The sequence below is a fragment of the Pirellulaceae bacterium genome (assembly GCA_019636385.1).
GTDB lineage: Bacteria > Planctomycetota > Planctomycetia > Pirellulales > Pirellulaceae > Aureliella.
Window position 1 is genome coordinate 83951 of sequence record JAHBXT010000004.1, and the last position, 24895, is coordinate 108845.

Below are 24895 nucleotides of genomic sequence, written 5' to 3' on the forward strand. Positions count from 1 at the left end.
GGTGGGAGCCAACAACCACCATCGGCGAACGACGAATAACACTAGCTGAGCGCCAACAGCAATCTGCTGGGGGCTTCCAATAGCCCGATGACGTCATTCAGAAATCGCGTGGCTGCACCACCATCCACTAGGCGATGGTCATAGGACAAACTCAGCGGCATCATCTGACGAGGCTTGATCAAATTGTCGTCCATGACCACAGGCAAGCGCCTAGTACGTCCCACAAGCAGAATTGCGACTTCAGGCACATTAACGATTGGTGTGCTGTAGGTTCCTCCAATGGCACCTAAATTGCTGATTGTAAACGTTCCACCCCGCAATTCACTGACGCTGAACTCGCCGCTGCGCACCCGCTGGGCCATGTCGGCCAAAGCACGCGCAATATCGGGAATGCTCATCTGATGCGCGTTGCGAATGTTGGGAACCACCAAACCGCGTGGACTATCGACTGCTATTCCCAAGTTCACATAGTCATGGTACACGAGCTGCTCGTTTTCAAGATCCAGCGAGGCATTGAGCATCGGATGACTGCGCAGCGCAGCTGCTACGGCCTTCACCAAGAACGGCAGCGAGGTCAATTTGATGCCCCGCGCCGCATAATCATCTTTGCTGGCGACTCGAAACGCTTCCAATTCAGTGACATCGGCATCGTCAAAGTTGGTCACTTGAGGCGCCGTGCTCCACGACTTGTGCATTTGCGTGGCGATCGTCTTGCGAATCTTGGTTAGCCGCTCGGTGCGAACCGGTCCGTAGTCATCTCGTCCAGGTGTGCCGGGCAGCGCCGTGGCCTGAGCACCCGAAGCTCCTGACGGAACATCCACTGTGGCGGCTGGTGACCGGTCGGGCTGAAGTACCGGCGGCACGGCAGTCTGGGACTGTGCGGCGAGAGCTGACGACTTGCGAACGGCCAGCAGAACGTCATCGCGCGTTATTCGGCTGCCATCACCCGTCCCATGAACTTGGCTCAAGTCAATTCCAACTTCTCGCGCAAACCGGCGTACGGCCGGTGAAGCAGCAACCACAGTATCCGCATTGGTACTGGCGGTAGTTGCGACCGAAGTCAATGGGGCCGTTGCTGATGTCGAGGCGGACGTTGATTGTTTGCTGGAGGCTCGACCGGTTGTTCCCATCGCCGCTGCGCTGGACGCGGTCGTGGCGGCTGCCGACGATGACACAGCAACTGGTGGAGTCAAAGGAGTAGACACAACCGGGGTGGCACTGGCCGGTGAAACCTGGTCCTGTGCAGGTGCAGGTGCAGGTGTGGGCGTTGGCTTAGCCGTTGGCGCTGGCGCGGCTGGCTTGGTCGTCGGCGCAGCTCCGGTAGCCTCCAATTGCACGATAACAGCCCCCACCGCAATCGACTGTCCTGGGGCCACTAAAATCTTGCGGATCGTGCCTGAAAGTGGACTTGGAACCGTGACGGTCGCCTTGTCCGTCTCCAGCTCGATCAATCCTTGATTCTTGGTGACCGCCTCGCCTTCGGTAACGTAGATTTCCAATACGTCACCCGACTCGATGCCGTCACCCAAGTCCGGCAGTTTTACATCAATGGACATCGTTACATACTTTCCAGCAATTTGCGAAAGTCACACCCAAACCTTAGATCAAGCAAACATCGGATTGACCTTCTGCGGGTCGTAATCCAAATCGCGAATCGCACTAGCCACATCAGCTGGTTGCAACACATGCTGTTTGCTTAGGCGATATAGGGCGGCGATTGTGATCGACTGTGCATCGACTTCAAAATGTCGTCGCAGCGCCTCGCGTGTCTCGCTGCGCCCCATGCCATCGGTCCCGAGCACGAAATAATCGCCCGGGATATATCGCGTCAATTGTTCAGGCACAGCGCGGACATGATCGCTTGCCGCGATATACGGTCCCTGCACTCCCGACAACTGCTGTTCAATGTAACTGCATCTGGGTTGGGCAGTCGGATTGAGCATATTCCAACGCTCAACATCTTGGGCATCGCGGCGGAGCTGAGTATAGCTGGTCACACTCCACACATCGCTGGCCACGCGATAGCGCTCGGCTAGTAGCTGTTGAGCCGCCAGTGTGCTGCGGAGAATTGGACCGGTACCAAACAGCTGCACGCGCGCAATGGCGCCAGGAACATCACGGCTGGTCAGCTTGTACATACCCTGAATAATCCCCTCGGTCACGCCCTCAGGCATCGCGGGCATTTCGTAGTTTTCATTCTCCACAGAGATGTAGTAAATGGCCGTCTCGCCATCTTCGTACAACCGCTTCAGACCATCCATAACGATGACCGTGGTCTCATACGAATAAGCCGGGTCATACGCACGAACAAATGGAAAAGCGATTGCATTGAGTTGACTATGACCATCTTGATGCTGTAAGCCTTCACCGTTGAGCGTCGTACGGCCCGATGTACCGCCGACCAAGAATCCCTTGGCACGCATATCGCTGGCGGCCCAGATCAGATCTCCAACGCGCTGGAAGCCAAACATCGAGTAGTAAATGTAAAACGGAATCATGTTGACTCCGTGAGTGGCATAGGCTGTACCAGCCGCGTTGAAGCTGGACATCGAACCGGCTTCAGTAATCCCTTCTTCCAGAATCTGCCCGTCTTGAGCTTCCTTGTAATACAGCAACTGCTCGGAATCGACCGGTTCGTACAGTTGTCCCGAGTGCGCATAAATGCCGACTTCGCGGAACATACCTTCCATACCGAAAGTCCGCGATTCATCGGGAACAATCGGCACGATATACTTGCCAATTTGCTTGTCTTTGCACAGCTTGGATAGCAGCCGCACAAAGCCCATCGTGGTGCTCATCGGTTTGCCGCCGCTATCTTTGACAAACGCCGAATACTCTTCCAGTCGCGGTACTTGGGTTCTGGGATGCTCCATTGGACGACTAGGTACCGGACCGTTTAGCACCTTACGTCGTTCGCGGAGATATTTCATTTCGATACTGCTATCGGGCGGCTTGTAAAATGGCGCGCTGACCACTTCGTCGTCGGAGATGGGTATGCCAAAGCGGCTACGAAATTCCAATAGCTCCTGCTCGTTGAGCTTCTTTTGATTGTGCGCCACGTTCTTGCCTTCTCCGGCTTCGCCTAGCCCATAACCTTTGATCGTCTTAGCCAGGATGACCGTTGGCTGTTCCGTGTTATCCACGGCCGCCTTGAATGCAGCAAATACCTTCTCAGGATCGTGGCCACCGCGACGCAGTTTTTCTAATTTCTCATCGGAATAATTGGCTACCAACTCAGCCACGTCGGGGTATTTACCAAAGAAATGCTGGCGAATGTACGACCCGGGCATGTTAGTGTATTTCTGGAACTGGCCGTCGACAACTTCCCCGGCGCGCCGCACCAGATTTCCGGTTGTGTCCTTTTCCAGCAACGTATCGAAATCGTCCCCCCAAATCACTTTAATGACGTTCCAGCCAGAGCCCCGGAAGACCGCCTCCAGCTCTTGAATGATTTTGCCATTGCCGCGCACCGGGCCATCCAAGCGCTGCAGATTGCAGTTGACGACGAAGATCAGATTGCCCAGCCTTTCGCGGGCGGCCAAGTGCAAGGCGCCCAGCGATTCGGGTTCATCGCATTCGCCATCACCCAAGAAAGCCCACACTCGCTGATTGGAAGTGTCCTTGATGCCGCGATCTCGCAGATACTTGTTGAATCGAGCCTGATAAATGGCCATGATCGGCCCCAAGCCCATCGACACTGTGGGGAACTCCCAAAAATCTGGCATCAACCAAGGATGCGGATAACTGCTCAGACCACGGACCGTTTGCAGTTCACGCCGAAAGCATTCCAAGTTCTCTTCCGTTAAGCGTCCTTCCAAATAAGCGCGAGCATACATGCCTGGAGATGCGTGGCCTTGGAAGTAAACAATGTCGCCATCGTAGCCGGAGGGGCCGCGACCACGGAAGAAGTGATTGAAGCCCACTTCGTACAGCGTGGCACTGGAAGCAAACGTGCTGATATGTCCGCCGATGCCATCGTATTTCTTGTTGGCCCGTTGCACCATGGCCATCGCATTCCAACGAATGATGCTTTTGATGCGTCGCTCGATCTCGCGATTGCCCGGGTAGGCCGGTTGCTTGTGACGCGGGATAGTGTTGATGTACGGAGTGTTTACCTCCAGAGGCACATCCACGCCTTCACGGCGAGCCTTGGTGTCCAACGCCTTAAGCAAATACTTGACCCGATCGCCGCCTTTGCTCTTCAGAACATAGTCCAGCGAGGCCATCCACTCAGCCGTCTCCACTGGGTCAATGTCGATTGGCTGAGTCACCTCACCAGCCAACTCGCCCATCGGGAGTTCGCTATTGGTGTCGTTTGTGTCACGATCTACTATCGACATGAACTCGACTCCTACCTGATATGTGTCGCATGGCCTTAGCCACGCAGAACTGCGAACGTGTTGTTCCAGAGCTTCTAAAGTTGGCTAACCGCTGTTGATATCTCAAACGGTTCTGTAAGTACACAGCAGATTCGGCGGACCACAACCAACTGCCAAGCGCTACTTAGATTGTCCGCGATTGAGCCCGATTATCCAAGACCGATTCCTACCAGTCCCCTTCGATTACCCACTTCGCTGGGATTGCTTTCCAGTTAGCTTACGGGACACTCTGCCCACATCGCTAGCAGCTCAATGGCGTGCTCAACGGCATAAGACATTTCGTCCAAAGACGCAAATTCCAGCACACTGTGCACATTGTGCTGTCCAACAGACAAATTGGGAGTAGGCAATCCCATGGCGGTGAAGTGTGCCCCATCGGTTCCACCGCGAATCGCTGACAAACAGGGCTGTTTTCCCAATCGCTGATGCGCTTGAACAGCCAGCTCGACCGCAAGTGGACAGTTACGCAGTCCCTCCGCCATATTGCGATATTGCTGTTGCCGGTTGATCGTGAACTGTAGGCCGGGAATTCGGCTGCTGATTTCCTTCGCCAGCGTCCCCACCAGGTCAGCGTAATCCCCTAGCTTGGACGTCTCAAAGTCGCGCAGCAGGATGTGAGCGCGCGCCTCCCCTACTCCGCCGGTCATCAGGTAGGGATGCAAGAAGCCTTGCCTGTCGCAAGTTGTTTCGGGCGTCAATCGATCGGCAGGTAGTTCGGCCAGCAACAGGCTGAGCCCGCGAATGGCGTTGACCATTTTGCCTTTGGCGATGGCCGGGTGAATGTTGCGTCCCACAGCGATCACTTCCAGCATATCTGCGGAGAAGGTTGCATTTTCCACGTGATAAGCACCGGCAGCGTCCAGGGTGTAAGCCACGCTCGCCTGGGCCATGTCAATCGACACATGATCGGCACCGCGACCAATTTCTTCGTCGCACGTAAACAAGATGCGCACCGGGCCATGCGGCAGTTGTGGATTCTCCAGCAGGTGTTCGGCTAGTTCCATGATGGCCGCAACGCCCGCTTTGTCGTCGCCACCAAGCAGCGTTGTGCCATCAGTTGTTATCAACGTATGCCCACCAAGCTGGCTCTGTAGTTCAGGAGTATCCTGCACGCAAATCGACTTGCCGGAGCTGCCCAAGCGAATATCGCCACCTTGATAGCTATCAATCACCTGCGGTCGCACGTTTTCGGCCGGAGCTTCGGGCGAAGTATCTAAATGCGCGTTGAACAGAATCGTCGGACAATCGCTAGTCATGGTGGAAGGGATGGTGGCCCACACCAAACCGTGCTCATCGTGAACAATATCCTGCGCGCCCATCTGCCTGAGTTGGCTGACCAATATTCGCCCTAATTCCCACTGCCCTGGGCTGCTTGGATACTGCTGAGTCTGTGCATTGGCTGGCGTTCCCACTCGGACGTAGCGCAAGAATCGGCTCAGCAACCGATCGCGCTGAATGGGCTGGCGGTGTTTAGAAACTGGTGACTGATTCATAGCCAAGTCAACGTGAACAAGAATCGTAACCGCTCACGCTATTTCAAGCCAGAACCGTGTTGTTCGATGGCTTGCAACAACCCAGCTGAGGGCTGGTCGATCGTCACGACTCGATCCTGACCACTGCCATCGCGAACCACGCAGATCAGTTGCGCCACTGCCGAAGTGGATGGAGTCGGCTGAGTGGCGCGGCCGTCGCTGCGCGAATCACGGTTGGCGCTCAAGGAAGCCATCGGCGGCGGACCATCCGTGCGCTCATCGGGCCATTGAACTTGACCGCGATTGGTTGCGACCTGCGTTGCCTTGATTGGTTGGCTGACTGGAGGCTCGACGACCGGTTGCGCGTTGGATTGGTGATTGGATTGTACAACCTGCGAGCCAGAACCGAACAAATGTGCTTGATCGACGCGAGCCAGTTGTTGGTAGATCACTTCGGCGGATGCGTAAATACCTTCGTCGTCTTGATTGCAGGCGGCGTTGCACACCCCGATCAGCCGACCACGGGCATCGAACAATCCGCCTCCGCTACGTCCCACGGCAGGAGCGCCAGCGATTTCAATGTTCGACGGTCCAAGATATCGATTAACGTGGGTAATTCGGGTATCGCGGCGAGTTGGATTGGCACCGTGATCACAGCCGATGCTGAATACCTGCTGGCCGACCTGAACCCGCTGATCACGCGGCAGTACTTCAACCGGCTGAACGGTGACCGGCAATTGAAAGGTCAATAGCGCGATATCTTCCTTGTCCGCTTTAAAGTCAATCAATTGCGCCAACACGTTTGACTGACGCGGCGTGCCCGCCAGTAGTTCAACTGTCAATTTTGATCCGGGCAGCATGTCGCGAAACAGGTGACCACAGGTCAGCACCAGAGCTTCCTGACCATGTACGGCCACGATCGTTCCGGTGCCGTAGGCTGTGGTGTTGGACTCTTCCACGCGAATACGAACCGTAGCTGCCATCGCGCGACTGAAAGCCTGCTCCAGGTCACCAGGCGAATCGGTTGCAGACGCATGGGGCGAAGGTTGTTGGCTCTGGCGACTTTCACTTTTTCCATACGAAGCTGGCTGCACAACCGCCGGCGGATCCTCATTCCATGCGCTGTCCGTTCGTGCTACCGATCCCGCTGATGCTAGCAATGGAAAGCCAGTCGGTGGCGATTGCCCTCGGATAACCGGTCCGGTGGGCGCTGCCTGACTCGGCTCACCGACCATCGACTGACCGCGCGAGGCGGCTCGACCCAGTCGCGAAGCCAATACATCCGCCCCGACGACACCCACGATGCGATCAACTTCTCGACCGTCTCGCAGAACTATTAGCGTCGGCAGATTCTTGATTTGATAGCGTTTGGCCAAGTCCAATTGTTCGGGAGCCTCCACCGAGCGGATGTCCAGACCTTGGCCTTGTAGATTGTGCAGCGCCGGTTCCATTTGCTTGCATGGCTGGCACTGCGCTGATTGGAAGAACAGAACCACGCAATCGGCCTTTGCCACTGCCGAGCATAAGACCAATGCCGTCAAAGTCCAGATTGTCATTGCGCAACGAAGCATGTGAATCCTTTCCCGCTACGTTGATAGTTCCAAATCCCAGCGCCGAGTGTTGCAGCATCCGAGTCGCTACCGCAAGGTCAATAATCGCGAGTAAAATCGGTATGACTGCGATATGTAGCGCTAGTCGTTCAGGCCATCATTGATCTTGCCCAAGCCCCGAAGCGTCCTGGGACACTCCCCCCAGGACTCTCCAACGGAACATTCACTTACCACTTACGCTCCAGCCGCGACAATGTATCAGAGGAGGAACGTTTTCAGCAGCCAAGGCAGTTTCGGCCTTAACATCTGCCGGAAGTCGGTGCCTTAGAAATCGCCAGAGCACTACACGACAGCATGGACCTGTCTCATCACGTACCGATCGAGGAATAGGCACTACTTGGCGATGCGTTCGGCTAGAGCGCTATCACGCGAATGCAGCTTCAGCCATACCAGTCGCTCGACGTTGTTGCCAATGGACTCGACCGAACCGTCCAACCGCAGCGCATTGACGATGCCGCTGTGCTGGCTGCGAGCTGTTGCGGAATAATTGCCTGGGATCGGCGAGGTTTCACAGGGCATCCGCATCTTGCGCAGCGCGGCCTGGCTGACCATCAAAATCAACATGCCACAAGCTGTAATTCCATCGCCACGTTCGACGAAGTTCGGCCCAGTCGGATGCGCCCCGGTAATGCTCGATCCCGCCATGCCCAGCGCCCATACCCCACGCGAGTCGATGGGTGATATGCCAGCGCGCACCTCGTCAACAGCAATGATGTTAGACAAACCCTCTGGGAATTCGCTCAGCGCAAACGATGTATTAAATCCGCCAACACCGCTGCCCCAGACACGACTGGCCTTGTTTTGCAGGTCCGGGCTATCGGCCTTAAATCCATCAGGACAACTCCCGTCAAAGGTAAAGCAGTAGGGATTGATGCCCATGTTCATCCCGTAATTGCCTCGGGCGTAGGTATGACCGGTGATTCCAACCAATTGTGCTCGCTCCAGCGGTTGACCATTATTCCCATCGCTGGGGCACTTTAGAGTCGGCTGCTCGATGGCCGCTATCGGGCGATTGACCGGATCATCGATGGCCAAGCGGCTATCCAGTTTGTCGTAGACATTCGACTGTTCCATGTGAGGCAGCAGCATGATCAGCCAGTTGAAGCCTAGTCGATCGGGTTCACTCTGTGGGCTAATGCCGGTTGCCACCCGGTCCAGCACACCGATTGGCAGCAGCCCACCGCCGTTGGGCTCCCCCTTGCCGTGCCAGACCATCGACGGTGGCAGTCTCTTGTGGGCGCTTTCGTAATTACGTAGCGCCAGTCCAATTTGCTTCAGATTATTCTGGCACTGCATCTTCCGCGCCGCCTCCCGCACCGCCTGAACCGCCGGAATCAGTAAAGCGACCAGCAGACCAATAATCGCCATCACCACCAACAGCTCCACCAGGGTAAAACCCAGTCTACCTACCGTCCGCATGATTTATGACTCCACACGACAATTCGGTTACCACGATCAAGCTTACAATACAAAACATGGTGACAGTTTAAAACGCCGAGATACTGAGAGCGCTGAGGCATAAGCGCGGCGGCGACAACACAATCCCCTGTGCTCTCAGCGACTCTGCGTTTCAATTCCCGATTTCCGCTGATTCACCTTCACCATCCTCCACCTCCCAACTCTTCATCTTCTTTACCACTGCCTACTGCCCATTGCCTACTGACTGTTAAAGCTCATCCGTCCTCAGCACTCCCGGCCCTGGCGGCAACTGTTTTACGATTCTTCCGCGCGGATCAATCACCGCCGTACCGCTGAAGTGCGTACACACCAACTGCCAGGTGCGAGTTTCGATCGCCCGCAGCCGGATCGTCAACAGCATCCGCTGCGTATACTCCGGATGGTCCTTAAAATCGCCGTCGTATGCCAGGTGACAAATTGCGTCCAGCGGCTCTTGGCAATGATACTGCGGCAACCAGGGAAGCCACGATTCGCAGCAGATGACAACGCCACTTCTCTTTCTGTGACCTCCGGCGTCTGTGAACTCAAGCGTTTCAAACTTGCGGCCCTCGGTGATGTTCGAATTGCCATTGGATCGTGAACTGGCGATGTTGCGGAGCCAACCCCAGTCGAACCAATACGGGACCTCCTCTCGCAAAGGCATGATGGCTAGCTTCTTGTGGCAACTGACCCGCCCATCCGCCGCGATTAAGCAACCACAGTTGTAGCGACGCAGTTCTGGGATCGTCAGACCGTACTTTTCGGTCATTACCCTCTCGACTAAACATATTCCGACGAGACTATTCGTTCCGTAACCGGATGCTAACCGCTGACGGAAGCCGGCAAGATTCATCCCTGACCTTTGGTTTGACGCTGTGTCAGCCGCCGCTTGGCCGGCGTCCCATTGCGGCACTGAATGCTGATGCGCAAGCTCAGCGTACTGGCTATCTTGCAAGCAGGCTTCGGGCCACAGCACCAAGTCTACAGTTCCACTCTCCACTAGGCTTTGGGAAGTAGCTGAGGCGAGAGCGCGCCAAGTCTCGTGTTCTTCTTCAGTCGGTGAATCGGCTGGGCCACCCGGTTGAACCAACATCGCAGAAAAAGGTGGTGAATTACCAACCGCTTGCGACTCCAAAAACATTCCACCTAACCACAGTCCCGCTGTCAGCAAGGCGGCTCCCAGCGGTCCAGCCCATCTCCATCGTATGTCGTTGCTATTGAAATCCGGCAACCAAGAGAAATTGATCCAGTACAGCAGCGCTGACAGACCGAAGGGCGTCAGCACGGCAGACCATTGCGCCAACGGAGTTGCTGCGATAGCCAGAGCCGGATTCGACAGAATCCAAGTAACACCCAGAATTCTCGCCTGGGTATATTCAACACCAACCGCCACTACTGCCGTAACCGCAGCCCACGGCAAGCCCCACGCCTGAGAAAACCGCAAGCTCAGGGCAATAGCAACCGTCAAGGAACTGTACATCAAACAACACAGCAAGTGCAGCCAGGGACTCCAACCCGGCATCTCCGGCGGAACAAAGCGTGTAATGGTCCAACCCATAAAGCTGCCGACTACAATCGCCTCAAAGACTAACCAGCCAACCGATTGCGGAGCCAGTTTCTCCATGCGCCACAGGCACACTAGCGGCACGAAAGCGACGGGATAAATTGGCCAACCATAAGGTGTATGTGACAATGCAAAAAAGATTATTGCCACGCTGGCGATCGCCGTCCGGATCGCGAACTTGACCCCGAACACTGGCCACTTGTACTGCCCCACCCGTGTTCCAGGAACCCTCAACCCAAGCGTTACGGCAGATTCAGACATGTCCCTCTACCGTTTCAACAACCGCCTTGACGCGACGATGCACGCAATTCCACCAATCAATCCTCCCAACATCCACAGCCAGTATCGCTTCGATCCAAAGTTTGGCTCGGGAAACCCGTAGTGGCTCAAGTAAAAATGCTCCTTCGGAATCGGCCCGTAGCTTGACTTCACTCGACGGACACGATCTTCCAATCCTACGGTCTTTCCATCCTTAGCATACAACTTTGCGACTGCGTAGTCCGTGAATTGAAGTTGACCATCAGGGCAATCATCAACGGTATCGATAGTCCGCGGATATCCTTGAACCGTTCCTGGATGATATCCTCTGCTGTATTCAATCAATTTCCAGCCATCGTTAGGCTGAAACACTAGATACCCACCATTTATCGTCCAATCTTTTATACCATTCACTTTTTCAGATTTGTTTTCCGGTGAGTAATCGAATTCTACGCGGATGCGATCTTCGCCAGTACCATTCCCTAATTCTTCGATCTTAGTGATTGTGAATCCAGGATCACGAACCAAACCCCATACTGTTCTCCCGTAAAAATCGTACGCCCCCAACAGACAGTACATGGCATCTCCGATGCTTTGTTCAATTATATTATCGTCTGCTGGACTTAGACCACGTCTTTGAACAGCCTTTATTGCGTATTTACTTCCCTTTGTTCGTGTGAGCACAAATCCATATTGTTCATTTACAACGTCAAGTATTTCTATGTTATCCTTTACCTGTGAGACCTTCACACACTGGTCGCCATACAAAGAAATGTCTCTCGACTCCGGGATTGATTCCCTCGGCTTGCCTGGATCCCCCGATTCCCTATTAGGCCAGCATTTGGAAATTAAATAAGTCCCGGAGCCAGTTGTCCTGGATGAGGACTCTCGCAAACTATCCATCGCACTAAAAAGTTGCTTTCTTAACTGTGATTCTGACGGCGAGCCCTGTGAGCTGCCCCATTTATTTGTACCACGTGATATGAAAGATTGGGTTAGGAAATAGGTAAGGGAATGGAATGTTCGCTGTGCTGATGGAGAGGAGTGAGCGCAGCGAACGGAACGGAATCAGCACAGCGAGCGGCGAACTCGTTGGGGGTCAGGTAGCCCAGCGAGCTGTGGGGCCTGACTCTGTTGTAGTCGTCTTGCCACTGTCGGGATTTGAGTCTTGCGTCTGCCACTGAAACCAGCTCGCTCGGTTGCAGATACTCGTCTCGGAGTTTGCCGTTAAAACTCTCGCACACTCCGTTTTGCCACGGCGATCCTGGCTCGATATACAGCGTCTGAATCGATAGTCTGCTTAGCCACTGCTGGATCGCTTTGGCCATGAATTCAGGCCCATTGTCGCTTCTCAACATCTTGGGGACTCCATACATCGAGAATAGCTCGGCCAGCGTATCAATCGCGTCTTCGCTGGTGATGCTTCGTGACACCTTGATCGCCAGACACATCCGCGTGTATTCGTCGATCACATTGAGCCATCGGAGTCTTGTGCCCTGGAGCGTCGTCGATTCCATAAAATCCCATGTCCATACATCATTCGGTTGGCTGGCTGGCTTCCGATGACAGGCGTTCACCGCTTGGCCTTGACTTCGCTTTTTCCTGCGTTTCCTTGGTACTCTCAGCCCTGCCGATCTCCCACAGTCGGTACATACGCTTCATGTTGAGGCTGTCTCCTTCTCGACGCAGTAGTTGTCCAATCCGGCGATAGCCCCAACGCGGTCTACGCCTAACTTGCTCCATTATGCGTTTCGTTAGCCGCTCGTCTTCGTCCTTCGGATGCCCCTCATAACGCTGGGTGGATCTTGGTTGTGCCAACACCCGACAGGCTCGACGCTGCGATACTTGATACTTCGCTTGCAGCATCTCCACTGCTTCTCGACGCGCTTGAGGGGTGCTCAGTTTCCCCGGGCGACCTCCCTGAGCATCTGAATGTCCAACGCCTGGTCCGCCACCAGTCGTTTCAGCCGAGTGTTTTCATCTTCCAGTTGCTTTAAACGCTTGGCCTCTTCGCTCTTCATGCCGCCGTACTGCTTGCGCCAGCGGCTCAGTGACGGTTCACTCACTTCCAACGCTTGCAGCACCTCGCCCACACTCTTGCCAGCCGCAAGCATCGCGTCGGCGTCTCGTAGTTTCTTGATGATCTGTTCGCTTGTGTGTTTGCGTCTTCGCCTTGTCATTGAAAGTCCTCCTGCCCGTTTCGGGCTCTTCGACTTTCATATCACCTGGATCAGGTTTTGGGGAGCAGGTCACCTGCCCTGACACTTCGCAGCAACTCGCAAGGTTCGCGAGCATGAACGCAATAATGGACGCACAGCGGTATACATCGCGTTTCGACTTGTTACGCCTTACTAACTTAGAAGTGTGACGCATCATAATGTAGTGTCGTCCAACGAAAGTGGAGAACGTCAAATCTAATGCAAGAGAACGCCCGATGGAATTCTCTCGCGATTACATCTTCGTTACGAAGCTAATTCACAGACCGTTGCTGTAAACACGATTCGTGACGTTGGCTATTTTGGCAATTTTACATTGCCTCTCTGCGAATAATCAGGAGTTAGTGCGACATGTGCAGTTTGATCCAGAAAGATTCGACCCGCACCCACAGCCATTGTCGCAAAAGAGAAACACCGACGTGTCTATGCAGGTACCCACACAACGCATGGCCAGCGCGCAATGCTAGGTGGTCCAGGTAGTCTAGCGCGATATTGATTTCTTTGGTAGACCATAGGCGTGCGCGACGTGATTCTTTCTGCGAAGGCCGTGGAAGCTGTGTCGCTGCTTGGTCTATGGGAGAGCCGATCATGTCCACTGCAAAAGCAGTTCGAGTCGAACTGGTCAATCAATACTTCGAGAGCTTGTCCGATCCGAGAAACACCAAGAACCGCAAACACAAATTGACTGATCTGATCGTGATCTGCATTTGCGCGATTATCTCGGGTGCCAAAGGTCCGACAGGCACCCGAGCGCTGGGCCAAGGGCAAGCGAGACTTTCTGGAAAGGTTCTTGGAGCTTCCCGGTGGCCTGCCATCACGAGATTGTATTCGCAGGGTGCTCATCGCGCTTGAGCCTGAAGCGTTTCGGAAATGCTTCATGCGCTGGCTAGCCTCGTGCATGGAGCAAACAGAAGATGGTCAGCCTCGGCTAATCGCCACCCGATGGCAAGACCTGTCGCGGCTCACATGATCGCTCGCAAGGACTGGGGGCCGCTGCAAATTGTGAGCGCATGGGCTAGTGAACAAGGCATGGCACTTGGACAGATCGCTACGCAGGAGAAATCCAATGAAATCACAGCGATTCCAGAGCTACTGGAGCAGATCGACTTGAAGAACTCGATCGTTACCATCGACGCCATGGGATTTCAAAAGCAGATCGTAGCCCAGATCGACAAGCGACAGGGAACCTACGTGGTAGCTGTCAAAGCCAATCAGCTGAACCTATTTGAAACGGTAGAAGAATTGGTCTTTGATGTACTGGAGGGAGTACGGGAAGACCTGTACTGCCGCAGCCTCCAAACCACCGATCAGTCACACGGGCGGATTGATGAACGCAGCTACGCAATTATCAAGCTGAAGAAAGATTCGCCAATCAAGAAAGCCTGGCCCTCGGTTAAAGCCATCGGCTATGCGGTTCGCGTCAGTACAGATGCCAACCAACAAGAGACATTCCAGACACGCTACTTCATCCTCTGGTCGCTTGCTGACAGTATCTGCGTTTGCCGCTGCCGTGCGCGGCCACTGGTCGATCGAGTCGATGCACTGGACGTTGGACGTAACCTTTCGCGAGGACGCCCAGCAGACCAGTGAGCGGGCCTTAGTCAACAACCTCAGTTGGCTACGACGCTTCGCCATCTCGCTACTTAAACGCGGGCAGAAGAAGAACGAGAGCATCGTCGGTCGCATGGAATTAGCAGCCTACAATACCGACATCCTCGAGCAAGTCCTTGGCGGGCAATGACTTAATTACGCGCTGGCCGTGGGCTATGCTCGAGCATTCTTCCAACGAATTAGTAAGACGCCAACAACCATCAACGAAACTCCAATTACCGCATACATAAACCAATTCGTTCCAAACTGAGGTTCAGGCAATCCATAGTACGACAGTCGAAATTCTTTCTCCGGAACATCCTCTCGGATGATTTTGATAGTTCGTTGAAAAGTGCTCTGAGAATTTTCTGGTTCATCCGCATATCTCATGCTACTGATCATTTCCTTAACAATTGGGTTCCCAGAGGAGGTCGGTTGGTACGAATAGGTATTATGAATTGAAGAAATGTCCTCACCGTTTCTAGCGACCCATACGCATCCGAACTCCACAATCGCCAAGTTGAGCCTGTTATCATGAACAGAGTAAGCGTCTCTAAATCGCGGTAGTCGAGGGTTGTCCTGCCCCAACGACTTGAATTCTACCCGCACCAATTCACCTTGGTGCTCGACCTTCTCAATTTGTCCAACGTCGCTTAACAGATAATCTGCTAGCACACCAAAGTCGTAGACTTCCTGTGTAGAAACAGTAGCCAAACTCGATCGAATCATTCTAGTTAGCCCCGGATCGAGCGCGAGCTCACCGTTGAGGTCGATCAATTCATCGAGAGTGAAATTTTCTCGCTGCTTGTTTAACCTGAACCCATAATCGGGATTCATTGCAATCACACCGATTGCCCTAGAATTCTTCTTGTTCGAAACTTCCCTTGATTCGATTCTAACCAGACATTCGGGACCGCGCACCAGAAGTTCATACTCTGCCACAGCTTTCGCTGCTGACTTACCAAGCGCCTTCTTTGCTGCCAATAACTCTTTCGAGTAATTCCTATTCACATTGTGCTCCGAGCGATCGGTCACTTCCGCGACACGAATGTGGACGGTTCGATCCCCATTAATAATTTTGGGCGACAGCGAACCTCGTATTGACTTCAAAAGCCTTGTGTCTATTTCAGCTCTGCAAGGCAATATCCCACTCATGCTGAAAACGCCAATCGCGAAGATCGTACGCAACCTGCTCATAGTCACCCTAATTTGGTTCTGAATATCCAATGATTTTGACACCACAAGTCAGAACATGACTTTCACTCGTAAAAAATCGACTCGATGTTCAAAACTTCCGCCCTCGCGCAGCGAGCTTGCCTTGAGTTCGATTGAGCTGCCCGAGCAGTTGTTCATTCTGTCACCCGAAATGCACGAATGAAAAATATCCCAATGGAATAGCTGGGCGTATCGTTGACGGCGGTTTGCCGGTGCAATTTAATCCTGGGGCAGATTACCAGTGTGATTGAATCAGTATTCTGGAGGGAATTCAAGCATCTAAATCGAACATCGGAAAGTTTTTGTTGTCAAATAGCATTTGACTACTTTGGGGGGATGGCTGGAAGAAAAGATTGGATGATGCTCGATGCTATGGCAGAGCTTGCGGGGGTGCGAGTTGAATGTGCGGAGGAATAGGCATGGGTTGTGGTGGTCGGTGGCGCTGTAGCACGAAGCGAAACGATCCACCAGACGAGCCGGTGGCGTTGGACTTTGGAAGTCATGCCACTTACGTGCCTATGACCCCATAACTACCGCTGTGCTCACGTCTCGAAACAGAAGCTTGCAGTAGCGGTTCAGCCGAGCTTGGGACGCAGTTTTACTAAGCCATTGGTGCCATCATGCGATCTCACAATTGTGGATTCGTGGCCTAGCGCGTTGAAGTTGCTTCGCCTATGAGACACCAGCCAATCAAGCTAAACTAGGGCAGTCCGGATTTCACCTGGAATTGGCGATCGACAAGGGATTCGGTCGCTAGGGACTGGCTGAAGGACATCACCTCGAGCGCGACGGTAGATACCGACCAACCACCGACTCGCGACGGTGGCTGCGAATCAATCGCTGCCAGCGCGAAGGTGGCTACCGACCGGCTATTGCGGCGACAATAGTTGCTACCGATTGGCGACTCGTTTAAGTAACCAGCAACCATGAATTCACCAGCCGGCTTGTCACGCGATGCTATTGCGGCTGAGTATTTTGAGTTGCTGCCGTTTACGCCTTATCCGATTCAAGAGGAGGCGCTGCTGGCCTATTTTACGTCGCCCCAAGGCGTACTGGTATGTGCGCCGACTGGGACCGGCAAGACGTTGATCGCTGAAGCGGCGGTCTATGAAGCGCTGCGGGGTGGTACGCGCGCCTACTATACCACGCCGCTGATCGCGCTGACGGATCAGAAGCTGCATGAACTGCGTGCGTCGGCGGTGCGCTGGGGATTTCGCGAAAGCGATATCGGCTTGGTCACGGGCAATCGACGAGTCAACGCGGATGCACCGGTACTGGTGGTGGTGGCCGAAATCCTGCTCAATCGACTGCTGCAGCCCGAGACCTTTGATTTCAGCCAAGTCCACGCGGTGGTAATGGATGAATTTCACAGCTTTAACGACCCCGAACGCGGCATCGTGTGGGAGCTGACTTTGGGCATGTTGCCCGCCCACACCCGTACGCTGCTGCTGAGCGCAACCGTCGGTAACAGCTACGAATTCACACGCTGGCTGCAACGCAGTTGTGGCCGCAATTTGCAGTTGGTCGAAGGCAAAGATCGCAAGGTGCCGTTGAGCTTCAACTGGGTCAACGACCATCTGCTGGACGAGTGGATGGAGAAGATGGCCGATGGCGACGAAGTTCAGCGACGTACGCCGGCACTGGTGTTTTGCTTCAATCGCGATGAGTGTTGGCAGGTCGGCGAGTTGCTCAAAGGCAAGCAGGTACTGGACAAATCCAAGCAGCCACACATCGCCGCTGAATTGGAAAAACACGATTGGTTCGAAGGAGCTGGCCCCAAGTTAAAGCAGTTATTGCTGCGCGGCGTGGGCATTCATCATGCCGGTGTGCTGCCCAAGTATCGCCGCGTGGTGGAAGAATTGTTCCAGAAAAAGCTGTTGAGCGTAACGGTCTGCACCGAAACGTTATCTGCCGGGATCAACCTGCCGGCACGGAGCGTGGTGCTGCCTACCATCCTAAAAGGACCTCGCGAAAAGCGGCGGCTGATCGATACCGCGTCCGCACAGCAGATTTTTGGCCGCGCGGGCCGGCCGCAATTCGATTCCGAAGGTTACATCTACGCGCTGGCTCACGAAGATGATGTCAAGCTGCTGCGCTGGCGCCAGAAATACGATCAAATCCCGGAGGATACCAAAGACCCGGGTCTGATGCGGGCCAAGAAGGCACTGAAGAAAAAGATGCCGCGCCGCCGCGAAGGCGAAACCTATTGGACTCAGGAACAATTCGACAAGTTGCGCAGTGGCCAAGCTGCCAAGCTGTCCAGCCGTGGCAACCTGCCCTGGCGTCTTCTGGCTTACCTGTTGCTACAAAACCCCGCCGTTCAACCGTTGCGTGAGATGGTGGGACGTCGGTTGCTGGATAGCGGGCAAGTCGACAAAGCCCAGGAGCAGCTCAACCGCATGTTGCTAACATTGTGGACGGCGGGTTATGTACAGCTCGATCCAAAACCCAAGGTTGGCCGAGCAACTGCGCCTCCGCCAGTCAGCAATCAAGCTGGCGATAGCACGTTCTCGGGCAAACCATCCGGTGGAGGTCTGCTGGAAGCTGCCGGCCTGAGCAAGCTGGTGGCTTCATCGCGTGAATCGCTAGCGTCACAGGCTTCAAGTGCTGATTCGTCGCCATCACTGGATGGTACCAGCGATTACGACTTGAAGAGCTATCGCCCGGAATTCGCATATCCAGAGCCGCGACTGGAACTACTGGTCCGCCTGCGGAGCATTCACCCGCTGTACGGCGAGTTCTTGGCCGGGCATTTGGCGATCGCCGATGACACCGAGCGTTTACTGGCGTTGGAAAGTACACTGGAAATGCCTGGCACAGTAGCTCGTCATGTGCGCGTACCGAAAATTGAAGAACTGCCTCCGGGACCTCTGGCGACTCTGCGACTGGACGAGCGGCTGCTGGAACTTGGTCTAGCCAGTCAAGAAGAACTGATTGGTCGTCAGCCGCGTGACGATCAATCGCCAGAACGACGCTACGGTTCAGGCGTATTTGATGAACAACCGGTGTGGATCATTACACTGGGCGAAAAGCTGCAGCGGTTGTTTCAGTATGATTTTCCGAACGTACATGACCTGTCGATTACGCCAGTTCACGTGGCGGGCGAGGTATTGGAATTCGGTGGTCAGTTCAACAAGTACATCGTAGCCAAGGGCCTGCAAAAGCATGAAGGCATCATCTTTCGACATTTGCTGAGATTAATCCTGTTGTTGGATGAAATGGCCAGCATTCCACCAGCCGAATGCACCACCCAAGAATGGGAGGATCGCATCGACCGGCAAATTGGGCGGCTAACCGAATGCTGCCGCCAAGTTGATCCCGACAGCACTGATGAAGCATTGGACAGCGGTCGTGGTGGTGACGAGCTGACTCGTAAGTTGCCGCCCGTCCGGAAGTGACAGGGCAGCTACCGTCGCGCAGACAGTGGGGCTGTTCATACCGGTCCACGCTTTGGCGAACCTGGCCACGGCGAACGAGTTCCGTCAATTGGCCCCACTAAACCGCTGCAGATTCTGACGATAGTGCGGCTCGCGGGGATTCAGTCGCACGCAGTCGCGCATCGTTTGAATGGCCGAGGCTGTGTCACCCATGTTGAATTGAACTTCCGCCAACGTGTCCAGATAGACCGGCGAACTGGGCGCGATGCGAACTGCTGTGCGGGCCAACTCTAATGCCTCATCCAGGTTTCGTTCACACTGCGAATACATCCACGCCAAATTGTTGGCGGCCATTGCATCGTTGGGCCAGTCAGATAGCTGAGTTCTCATGGATGTGCGATATCTATCAAACAAAGCATCGGCTAATTCCTGCCGCCCTGCTTTGACCAATCGGGGGAAACAACTGACCACGGCTTCGATATCCTGTGGTTGCATGTGGTATGCCACATCCAATTCTCGCAGTGCCTCGGAGTACTGGCCTTCTTCGATCAAAGCGATGGCTCGCGACAATCGCTCACGGGCTGCCGAATACTGAATTAACCCAAGCTCGTCGTTCTGCACAAAATACTGTAGCGTTTGAGAATTTGGTTGAAACAATTCAACAAACACCGCCCGCATCACATCGGCGCTATGTCGGTAATGCTTCAACTCTTGCAAAATGCGAGCATACTGGCGGGCTTCCCAATACCCGAAGAAGGAATTCTGCGATTGGCCAATTAGAAAGCTCCGCTCTGCATAGGGCAGAGCATCTTCCCACATACTCTTATTGGCCAGGTCGTCGGCAATTCGATAGCTAGCCGCGCGATCACCGCTCCAACTGACCGATGTCATTCGCATCCAATTGGCCCGCTCCAAAAGTTGTGCGCGATCAAATTGCCCCACGAGCAAACAGGCGTTTCGGCGAACGATCGCATCCCAGGCATGATCAAAAAAGCTGGGCTTGGCCATTTCCAAGTATTCCAGCGCACTAGTTGCTTGTCGCTTTTCCAAACAAATCTCAGCCGCGACCCGTAACCGGTCGTAGGCGTCCTTGGCAGGATCACCCGCCGATGACAACAGTTGCGTCGCTTCCTCAGAAAACCCGCACTCGTGTGCTAGCCAGGCCAGACTGGTTACGTCCGCGCTAACCGACGATGATTCCTCATCGCCCGTTGATGTTCGCTTGGCCGTGCGCCACAGCCAGTCGGCGATCATGCGCCGAGCGTCTTGTCCAAAGTATTCGCGATCGCAGCGTTGCAGGTGATCCAATTGGCGAATGGCCAAGATCGGGTCTGGCGACTGCTGGCCAGACTGCATGGCTGGAGCCTCTAACATCAAGGCCCAAGCGTTTGCGCCCAGATCAGAAAACAGCTTGGAGAATATACTGGGGCATTGTCGCACTGGCAGCCGTTCGAAATGCTGACCGATGGCTTCCAAACACAGTGCGCGCCATTCATCGCGCCCAATCCACCGCAAAATGCAGCGATCCCACACCGGATTTTGGCGTTTAGAACTACGTTGTCCCAAGTGAACTAGCCCATCGAGTACTTGTTGCGATTGCTCGCGATAGCCTAGCCCCACCAGAATGGCTCCCATGTGGCCCAACGTGATTGCCGATTGCAGCCGGCGAGGATCATTGCTGGGCGAACTATTGAACTCCGTTAGTGCCGCTTCTGCCTGGGCCAATTGTTGAGGCAGCCAAGAATCAAAATTCTTGAGGTCGGACTCTAGTCCAATTTGATGAAAGGCAGATGTGAAGTCGCTACGCACCAGGGCATGCTCCCAGGCCGCATTCGGAGCGTGCTGTTTAAAGAAGCTTTCAATGGCTTGGATGCGACCGCTTAGTAACAGCGCAAACAACAGCTGATTCAGATTGGTAGAGTCGATAGCCGAACTATTGGCTGCGGCTAGTGCCTGGACTGCAGCTTCATCAAGTTCGGGTAGTTCAGTTTCGGATTCGTGATCCTGGTGGGCCACGTTAACCTTCAGCGTCTTGCGCCACAGTTGTTGTGCAGCTTGATGGTTCCCCGAGAATTCAACTAACACGGCCTGAGCGGCACGACGCCCGATACTGTCTGCTTGGCCGATGAGCGATGCCTGAATTGCCTCCGCTGACAATTCCTGCCAATGGAATCCGCGCGTGACCAGTCGTGCATTGAGCTGCGCGGAAATGGGCTCGCCCAGCAACGGCTGGGATTGTCCGGTAACGAACAATCGCTGGGCCTGCTGATGTACGTCTTTGGCCTGCTCGGGCAGGGGCAACTGCACACGCAGTGCGGTCCAAGCCGCCAATTCATCCGGTACCAACCGGGCAACGATGGGCCAAGCTGCATCCAGATTGTCTTGCGCCAGCGCGTGGTCAACAATGGCTTGGATTACCGAGCGTGAGCTAGCATCTTGAAAAAAGTTCTCTTGAGCCTTAATCGCGTAGGCCCGATGCTCTTCCAGGAAGGATTCGGCCAATTGCCAATAACCTCGCTGAGCCAGTTCAATCAAATTCTCATCGCTACCTTCCAAGAACAGTTCAGCAACTTCGCGAGCCATGCTAGTATCCTTGGCCTGCGAGCTGACCTTCAGGAGCAGCCGCAATCGCGTGGCTGATTCCGCAATTTGTTTATCGCTGGAGTAGCAAGCGGCAGCTACCTGCGATTGGGCCAACGCACCAATTTGCAATAACTGAGAAAAGGCGTGCCGCCGGTGAGCAAAGGATTCCGAGCCGAGTTGCGAAATCAGCGACCTGATGCGCAGATCGTCATTGGCTACTTGATGTTGCTGGCTGGGCTGACCTTCACTCGTGGTACGCGCTTCCTCAGATGCGCGCAAGGCTGAACAAACCCAGAGGTTCAAGATACCGGTCCAAAAGACCGTTTGCACGCACGATAAATGCAGGAATGACAGAATCCGCATCGAATCAACTCAGCCCACCGAACTGGTACAAATGAAAAGCCGTAGGAAGCTGTTAGTCAGGAAACGGCTGCTTTGCCGACGGCTGGCCCCTGTTAATCACCAGCACATATTGTACGCTGTTTTTCGATTCAAATGTTTGCACCGCGCGCCGAGAGCCGACCACCGTGAGCAAAAAGAGCAAGTCCAAACCCGTGCCTACTGAAGCGGCCAAACCGCCTACCGCTGGCAAGAGCGGTCTCCAGCCGACGATCAAGCTCATCAGCACGAATCGACAAGTCCGTCGCAGCTACGAAATTCTCGAATCCGTCGAATGCGGCATGATCTTGCGCGGCAGTGAAGTAAAAAGCCTGCGCGACGGCAAATGCCAGTTGGATGAAGCGTACGGACGCGTCAAGGGCGACACGCTGTGGTTGGTTGGCTGTAATATTGCCGAGTACCCGCAGGCATCGGTTTGGAACCACGAGCCCAAACGGCATCGGCAACTGTTGGTTCACAAGCGCGAGATGGTGCGATTCCTTAAGAAGGCTAAAGAGAAAGGACTGACGTTGGTACCGCTACGAGTTTATTTCAACCAGCGCGGGATCGCGAAATGCGAGTTAGCGTTGTGCAAAGGGTTGAAGTTGCATGACAAGCGCCAGAAAATGAAAGCTACTGACGCTCGACGCGATATAGAGCGCTCTCTGCGCCGCCCCAAACGCTAGAGTCCCGGCAAATTCAACACCCGACCGCCAGCGAACCATCTGCTATGCTCTACATTTCCCAGTTGAAAAAATCGTTTTTGCTACCCGACGGTGGTCGCCTGCCAGTGCTGGACATTCCACAGTATCGCTTGGCTGCTGGCGAACAAGCGGTGTTGATTGGCCAAAGCGGTGGCGGCAAGACCACGTTGTTGCATTCCATCGCAGGATTGCTGGCGGTGGATTCGGGAACGATTGAACTGGACGGAATCGAGATCACGCGGCTGAGCGAACAGGGGCGTGATCGCGTCCGGGCTGCCAAGTTGGGTTATGTGTTTCAGACTTTTAATCTACTGCCAGGTTTTACGGCGCTGGAGAATGTACGATTGGGAATGACTTTCGCCAGCGGCAAGCACGACCTCGCACGGGCCAAAGAACTGTTGGACCGCGTGGGACTGGCAGATCGCTTGGGCCATAAGCCTGCTGCCCTGTCGGTCGGCCAGCAGCAACGTGTGGCTGTGGCTCGCGCACTGGCCAATCAACCTCGACTGCTGCTAGCCGACGAGCCCACCGCCAATATCGATCCGGCCAATCAACAGAAGATCATCGACTTGATACGCGAGTGTTGCCAGGCGGAGCAGATCGCGCTGCTGGTGGTGACGCATTCCATGCAGATCGCGCAACAATTTGATCGAGTCGATCGGCTGGAAGCGATCAACATGGCCTCCGGCGCATCCCAGTCGGCATAAAGGAAGTCAACACGTGAATCTATTTACCATTGCGTTACGCAACATCCAACAGCGTGGCTTGGCATCCGCGCTGACCACGCTCAGCATGGCTTTGGGTGTTGCCATGGTCGTATTGGTGTTGAGCATCAGTTGGCTGGTAACCGAATCGTTCGATCGCAATAGCAACGTGGGTTACAACCTGATCGTCGGCTCAAAAGGCGGCTCACTGCAACTGGCTCTCAACTCGGTATTCTATTTGAGCAAGCCGATTGAAGTCATTCCATACGAGGAGTACTTGGAATTAATTCCCGGTAAGGAGGGCCGCCAGCGAGAGATTCAGCGGATTGGTGGCCGAGTGGCGGAACCGGAACGCAGCGGTCTATTCCAGGCTTATACATCGGGCAAAGGATTTGCGATTCCGATTTGTCTAGGTGATTATTTTGGGCCGTTTCGGGTGGTCGGTACCACCGCCGACTTCTTCGACAAATTAAGACACGGTGCCGATGGGCAACTGGAGTACAAGTTCTCGCAAGGCCGCAATTTGCTGAACTACTCGCCAGACAATGGATACTACGAAGCTGTACTGGGCGCGCAGGTCGCTCGTGTGATGGGACGACAGGTCGGTGACTATCTGCAAACCACACACGGCGATCCCGATGGCGAGGGACACGGCGAGAAGTTTAAGATCGTGGGCATTTTAGAGTCCACCGGCACTCCCAATGATCGTGCGGCCTTTATCAACATCGAAGGGTTCTACTGGATGGACAATCACGCTCGCGAGGCTGCGGACCCAGCCAACCCCGACCAGTTTAAGGTAGATGTCCAGCAGACGATCGATACCGACCAACCGCCGCGACTGCCTCTTCACCGCCGCGACCTGACGGCCATCTTGGTCAAGACCGGGGAACCAATGTTTGCCGTGAATCTGTTGTGGACCATCAATAAACGACTCAACACCCAAGCTGTCTCGCCGCTGTCAGAAATCGCCAATCTATTGCAAGTCTTCGTGACGCCGATCAGCAACGTGCTGCTGATACTGACGGTACTGGTGTGCCTGGTCAGCGCCATTAGTATTTTGGTCAGCATCTACAATTCCATGAATGAGCGCCGACGCGACATCGCTGTAATGCGGGCTCTTGGTGCTAGGCGCGATGTCATCATGCTGATCATTCTGCTGGAGTCATTACTGATTGCCGTCGGCGGTGGCATGTTGGGCTGGCTGATAGGACATGGCGTTGGCGTAGCCGCCAGCGGATTTATTGAGCAGCAAACCGGCCTGCAAGTCGGTATGTTCAACACAGTCTCCTGGCAGGAAGCGGTACTGATCCCCGGCTTAATGGTGTTGGCTATCTTGGCAGGCATCATCCCCGCATGGGCGGCTTATCGTACCGATGTTTCTCGAAACTTGGCCAGCTGATGTTGTGAG

At 54.5% G+C, this 24895-nt stretch carries 17 protein-coding genes and 1 pseudogene; 7 read left to right on the forward strand and 11 right to left on the reverse strand.

Translation table 11 applies throughout. From position 1 onward, the window contains the following. Positions 1-41: 41 nt before the first annotated feature. From KF752_14880 to KF752_14915, 8 genes and pseudogenes are all read right to left on the reverse strand, one after another. The gene (locus KF752_14880; protein MBX3422836.1) at positions 42-1556 is read right to left on the reverse strand and encodes a 2-oxo acid dehydrogenase subunit E2; all 1515 of its coding nucleotides are present in this window, start codon (positions 1554-1556) and stop codon (positions 42-44) included. 48 nt (positions 1557-1604) lie between these two features. Beyond that, positions 1605-4271: a pyruvate dehydrogenase (acetyl-transferring), homodimeric type gene (aceE, locus tag KF752_14885; GenBank protein ID MBX3422837.1), complete on the reverse strand. Its 2667-nt coding sequence runs from the start codon at positions 4269-4271 to the stop codon at positions 1605-1607. Between the two features lie 320 nt (positions 4272-4591). Continuing rightward, the gene (gene pepT / locus KF752_14890) at positions 4592-5872 is read right to left on the reverse strand and encodes a peptidase T (GenBank protein ID MBX3422838.1); all 1281 of its coding nucleotides are present in this window, start codon (positions 5870-5872) and stop codon (positions 4592-4594) included. Between the two features lie 38 nt (positions 5873-5910). Continuing rightward, a complete protein-coding gene (locus KF752_14895) occupies positions 5911-7422 on the reverse strand; it encodes a trypsin-like peptidase domain-containing protein (protein MBX3422839.1) in 1512 nt (503 codons plus the stop codon). Between the two features lie 372 nt (positions 7423-7794). Next, entirely contained in the window at positions 7795-8880 is a 1086-nt protein-coding gene (locus KF752_14900; protein ID MBX3422840.1) for a DUF1559 domain-containing protein, read from the reverse strand. 247 nt (positions 8881-9127) lie between these two features. Beyond that, positions 9128-10723 (reverse strand): hypothetical protein, encoded by a 1596-nt coding sequence (locus KF752_14905; protein MBX3422841.1) that lies wholly within the window; start codon positions 10721-10723, stop codon positions 9128-9130. A gap of 6 nt (positions 10724-10729) precedes the next feature. Then, positions 10730-11470, reverse strand: a complete 741-nt coding sequence (locus tag KF752_14910) for a hypothetical protein (GenBank protein ID MBX3422842.1) — start codon at positions 11468-11470, stop codon at positions 10730-10732. 353 nt (positions 11471-11823) lie between these two features. After that, positions 11824-12900: pseudogene (locus tag KF752_14915) on the reverse strand (IS3 family transposase). Between the two features lie 624 nt (positions 12901-13524). Here KF752_14915 and KF752_14920 point away from each other — a divergent pair. The 3 genes from KF752_14920 (at position 13525) to KF752_14930 (ending at position 14677) form a co-directional block, all read left to right on the forward strand. After that, positions 13525-13788: a transposase family protein gene (locus tag KF752_14920; GenBank protein ID MBX3422843.1), complete on the forward strand. Its 264-nt coding sequence runs from the start codon at positions 13525-13527 to the stop codon at positions 13786-13788. Between the two features lie 90 nt (positions 13789-13878). Continuing rightward, positions 13879-14526 (forward strand): ISAs1 family transposase, encoded by a 648-nt coding sequence (locus tag KF752_14925; protein ID MBX3422844.1) that lies wholly within the window; start codon positions 13879-13881, stop codon positions 14524-14526. Then, entirely contained in the window at positions 14474-14677 is a 204-nt protein-coding gene (locus KF752_14930) for a hypothetical protein (GenBank protein ID MBX3422845.1), read from the forward strand. The genes KF752_14925 and KF752_14930 overlap by 53 nt, the downstream gene beginning before the upstream one ends. 23 nt (positions 14678-14700) lie before the next feature. Here KF752_14930 and KF752_14935 read toward each other — a convergent pair whose 3' ends face one another. Continuing rightward, on the reverse strand, positions 14701-15723 hold the full coding sequence (locus KF752_14935; GenBank protein MBX3422846.1) for a hypothetical protein: 1023 nt from the start codon (positions 15721-15723) through the stop codon (positions 14701-14703). Positions 15724-16441: 718 nt separating this feature from the next. Further along, positions 16442-16669 (reverse strand): hypothetical protein, encoded by a 228-nt coding sequence (locus KF752_14940; GenBank protein ID MBX3422847.1) that lies wholly within the window; start codon positions 16667-16669, stop codon positions 16442-16444. On the opposite strand from KF752_14940, the gene KF752_14945 reads away from it, so the two are divergent. Then, the gene (locus KF752_14945; GenBank protein ID MBX3422848.1) at positions 16668-19139 is read left to right on the forward strand and encodes a DEAD/DEAH box helicase; all 2472 of its coding nucleotides are present in this window, start codon (positions 16668-16670) and stop codon (positions 19137-19139) included. The genes KF752_14940 and KF752_14945 overlap by 2 nt on opposite strands. Positions 19140-19223: 84 nt before the next feature. Here the strand turns inward: KF752_14945 and KF752_14950 are convergent, their stop codons facing one another. Beyond that, positions 19224-22064 (reverse strand): hypothetical protein, encoded by a 2841-nt coding sequence (locus tag KF752_14950; protein ID MBX3422849.1) that lies wholly within the window; start codon positions 22062-22064, stop codon positions 19224-19226. 191 nt (positions 22065-22255) lie between these two features. Between KF752_14950 and smpB the strand changes: the two genes are divergently transcribed. Genes smpB through KF752_14965 form a run of 3 tightly spaced genes read left to right on the forward strand, consistent with a single transcriptional unit; the run spans position 22256 to position 24886 of the window. After that, positions 22256-22765 carry an SsrA-binding protein SmpB gene (gene smpB, locus KF752_14955; protein ID MBX3422850.1) on the forward strand — a complete coding sequence of 170 codons (510 nt, stop codon included), beginning with the start codon at positions 22256-22258 and terminating at the stop codon, positions 22763-22765. Positions 22766-22809: 44 nt separating this feature from the next. Continuing rightward, positions 22810-23490 carry an ABC transporter ATP-binding protein gene (locus KF752_14960; protein MBX3422851.1) on the forward strand — a complete coding sequence of 227 codons (681 nt, stop codon included), beginning with the start codon at positions 22810-22812 and terminating at the stop codon, positions 23488-23490. A 13-nt stretch (positions 23491-23503) separates the two neighbouring features. Then, positions 23504-24886, forward strand: a complete 1383-nt coding sequence (locus KF752_14965) for an ABC transporter permease (protein ID MBX3422852.1) — start codon at positions 23504-23506, stop codon at positions 24884-24886. Positions 24887-24895 lie beyond the last annotated feature (9 nt).

Coding starts and splice junctions, on each gene's coding strand:
- KF752_14925 (MBX3422844.1), top strand. CDS start 13,879: ATGGCAAGACCTGTCGCGGCTCACATGATCGCTCGCAAGGACTGGGGG.
- KF752_14930 (MBX3422845.1), top strand. CDS start 14,474: ATGCACTGGACGTTGGACGTAACCTTTCGCGAGGACGCCCAGCAGACC.
- KF752_14960 (MBX3422851.1), top strand. CDS start 22,810: ATGCTCTACATTTCCCAGTTGAAAAAATCGTTTTTGCTACCCGACGGT.
- KF752_14900 (MBX3422840.1), bottom strand. CDS start 8,880: ATGCGGACGGTAGGTAGACTGGGTTTTACCCTGGTGGAGCTGTTGGTG.
- KF752_14950 (MBX3422849.1), bottom strand. CDS start 22,064: ATGCGGATTCTGTCATTCCTGCATTTATCGTGCGTGCAAACGGTCTTT.
- KF752_14880 (MBX3422836.1), bottom strand. CDS start 1,556: ATGTCCATTGATGTAAAACTGCCGGACTTGGGTGACGGCATCGAGTCG.
- KF752_14940 (MBX3422847.1), bottom strand. CDS start 16,669: ATGGTTGCTGGTTACTTAAACGAGTCGCCAATCGGTAGCAACTATTGT.
- KF752_14905 (MBX3422841.1), bottom strand. CDS start 10,723: ATGTCTGAATCTGCCGTAACGCTTGGGTTGAGGGTTCCTGGAACACGG.
- KF752_14945 (MBX3422848.1), top strand. CDS start 16,668: ATGAATTCACCAGCCGGCTTGTCACGCGATGCTATTGCGGCTGAGTAT.
- KF752_14895 (MBX3422839.1), bottom strand. CDS start 7,422: ATGCTTCGTTGCGCAATGACAATCTGGACTTTGACGGCATTGGTCTTA.
- pepT (MBX3422838.1), bottom strand. CDS start 5,872: ATGAATCAGTCACCAGTTTCTAAACACCGCCAGCCCATTCAGCGCGAT.
- KF752_14920 (MBX3422843.1), top strand. CDS start 13,525: ATGTCCACTGCAAAAGCAGTTCGAGTCGAACTGGTCAATCAATACTTC.
- KF752_14935 (MBX3422846.1), bottom strand. CDS start 15,723: ATGAGCAGGTTGCGTACGATCTTCGCGATTGGCGTTTTCAGCATGAGT.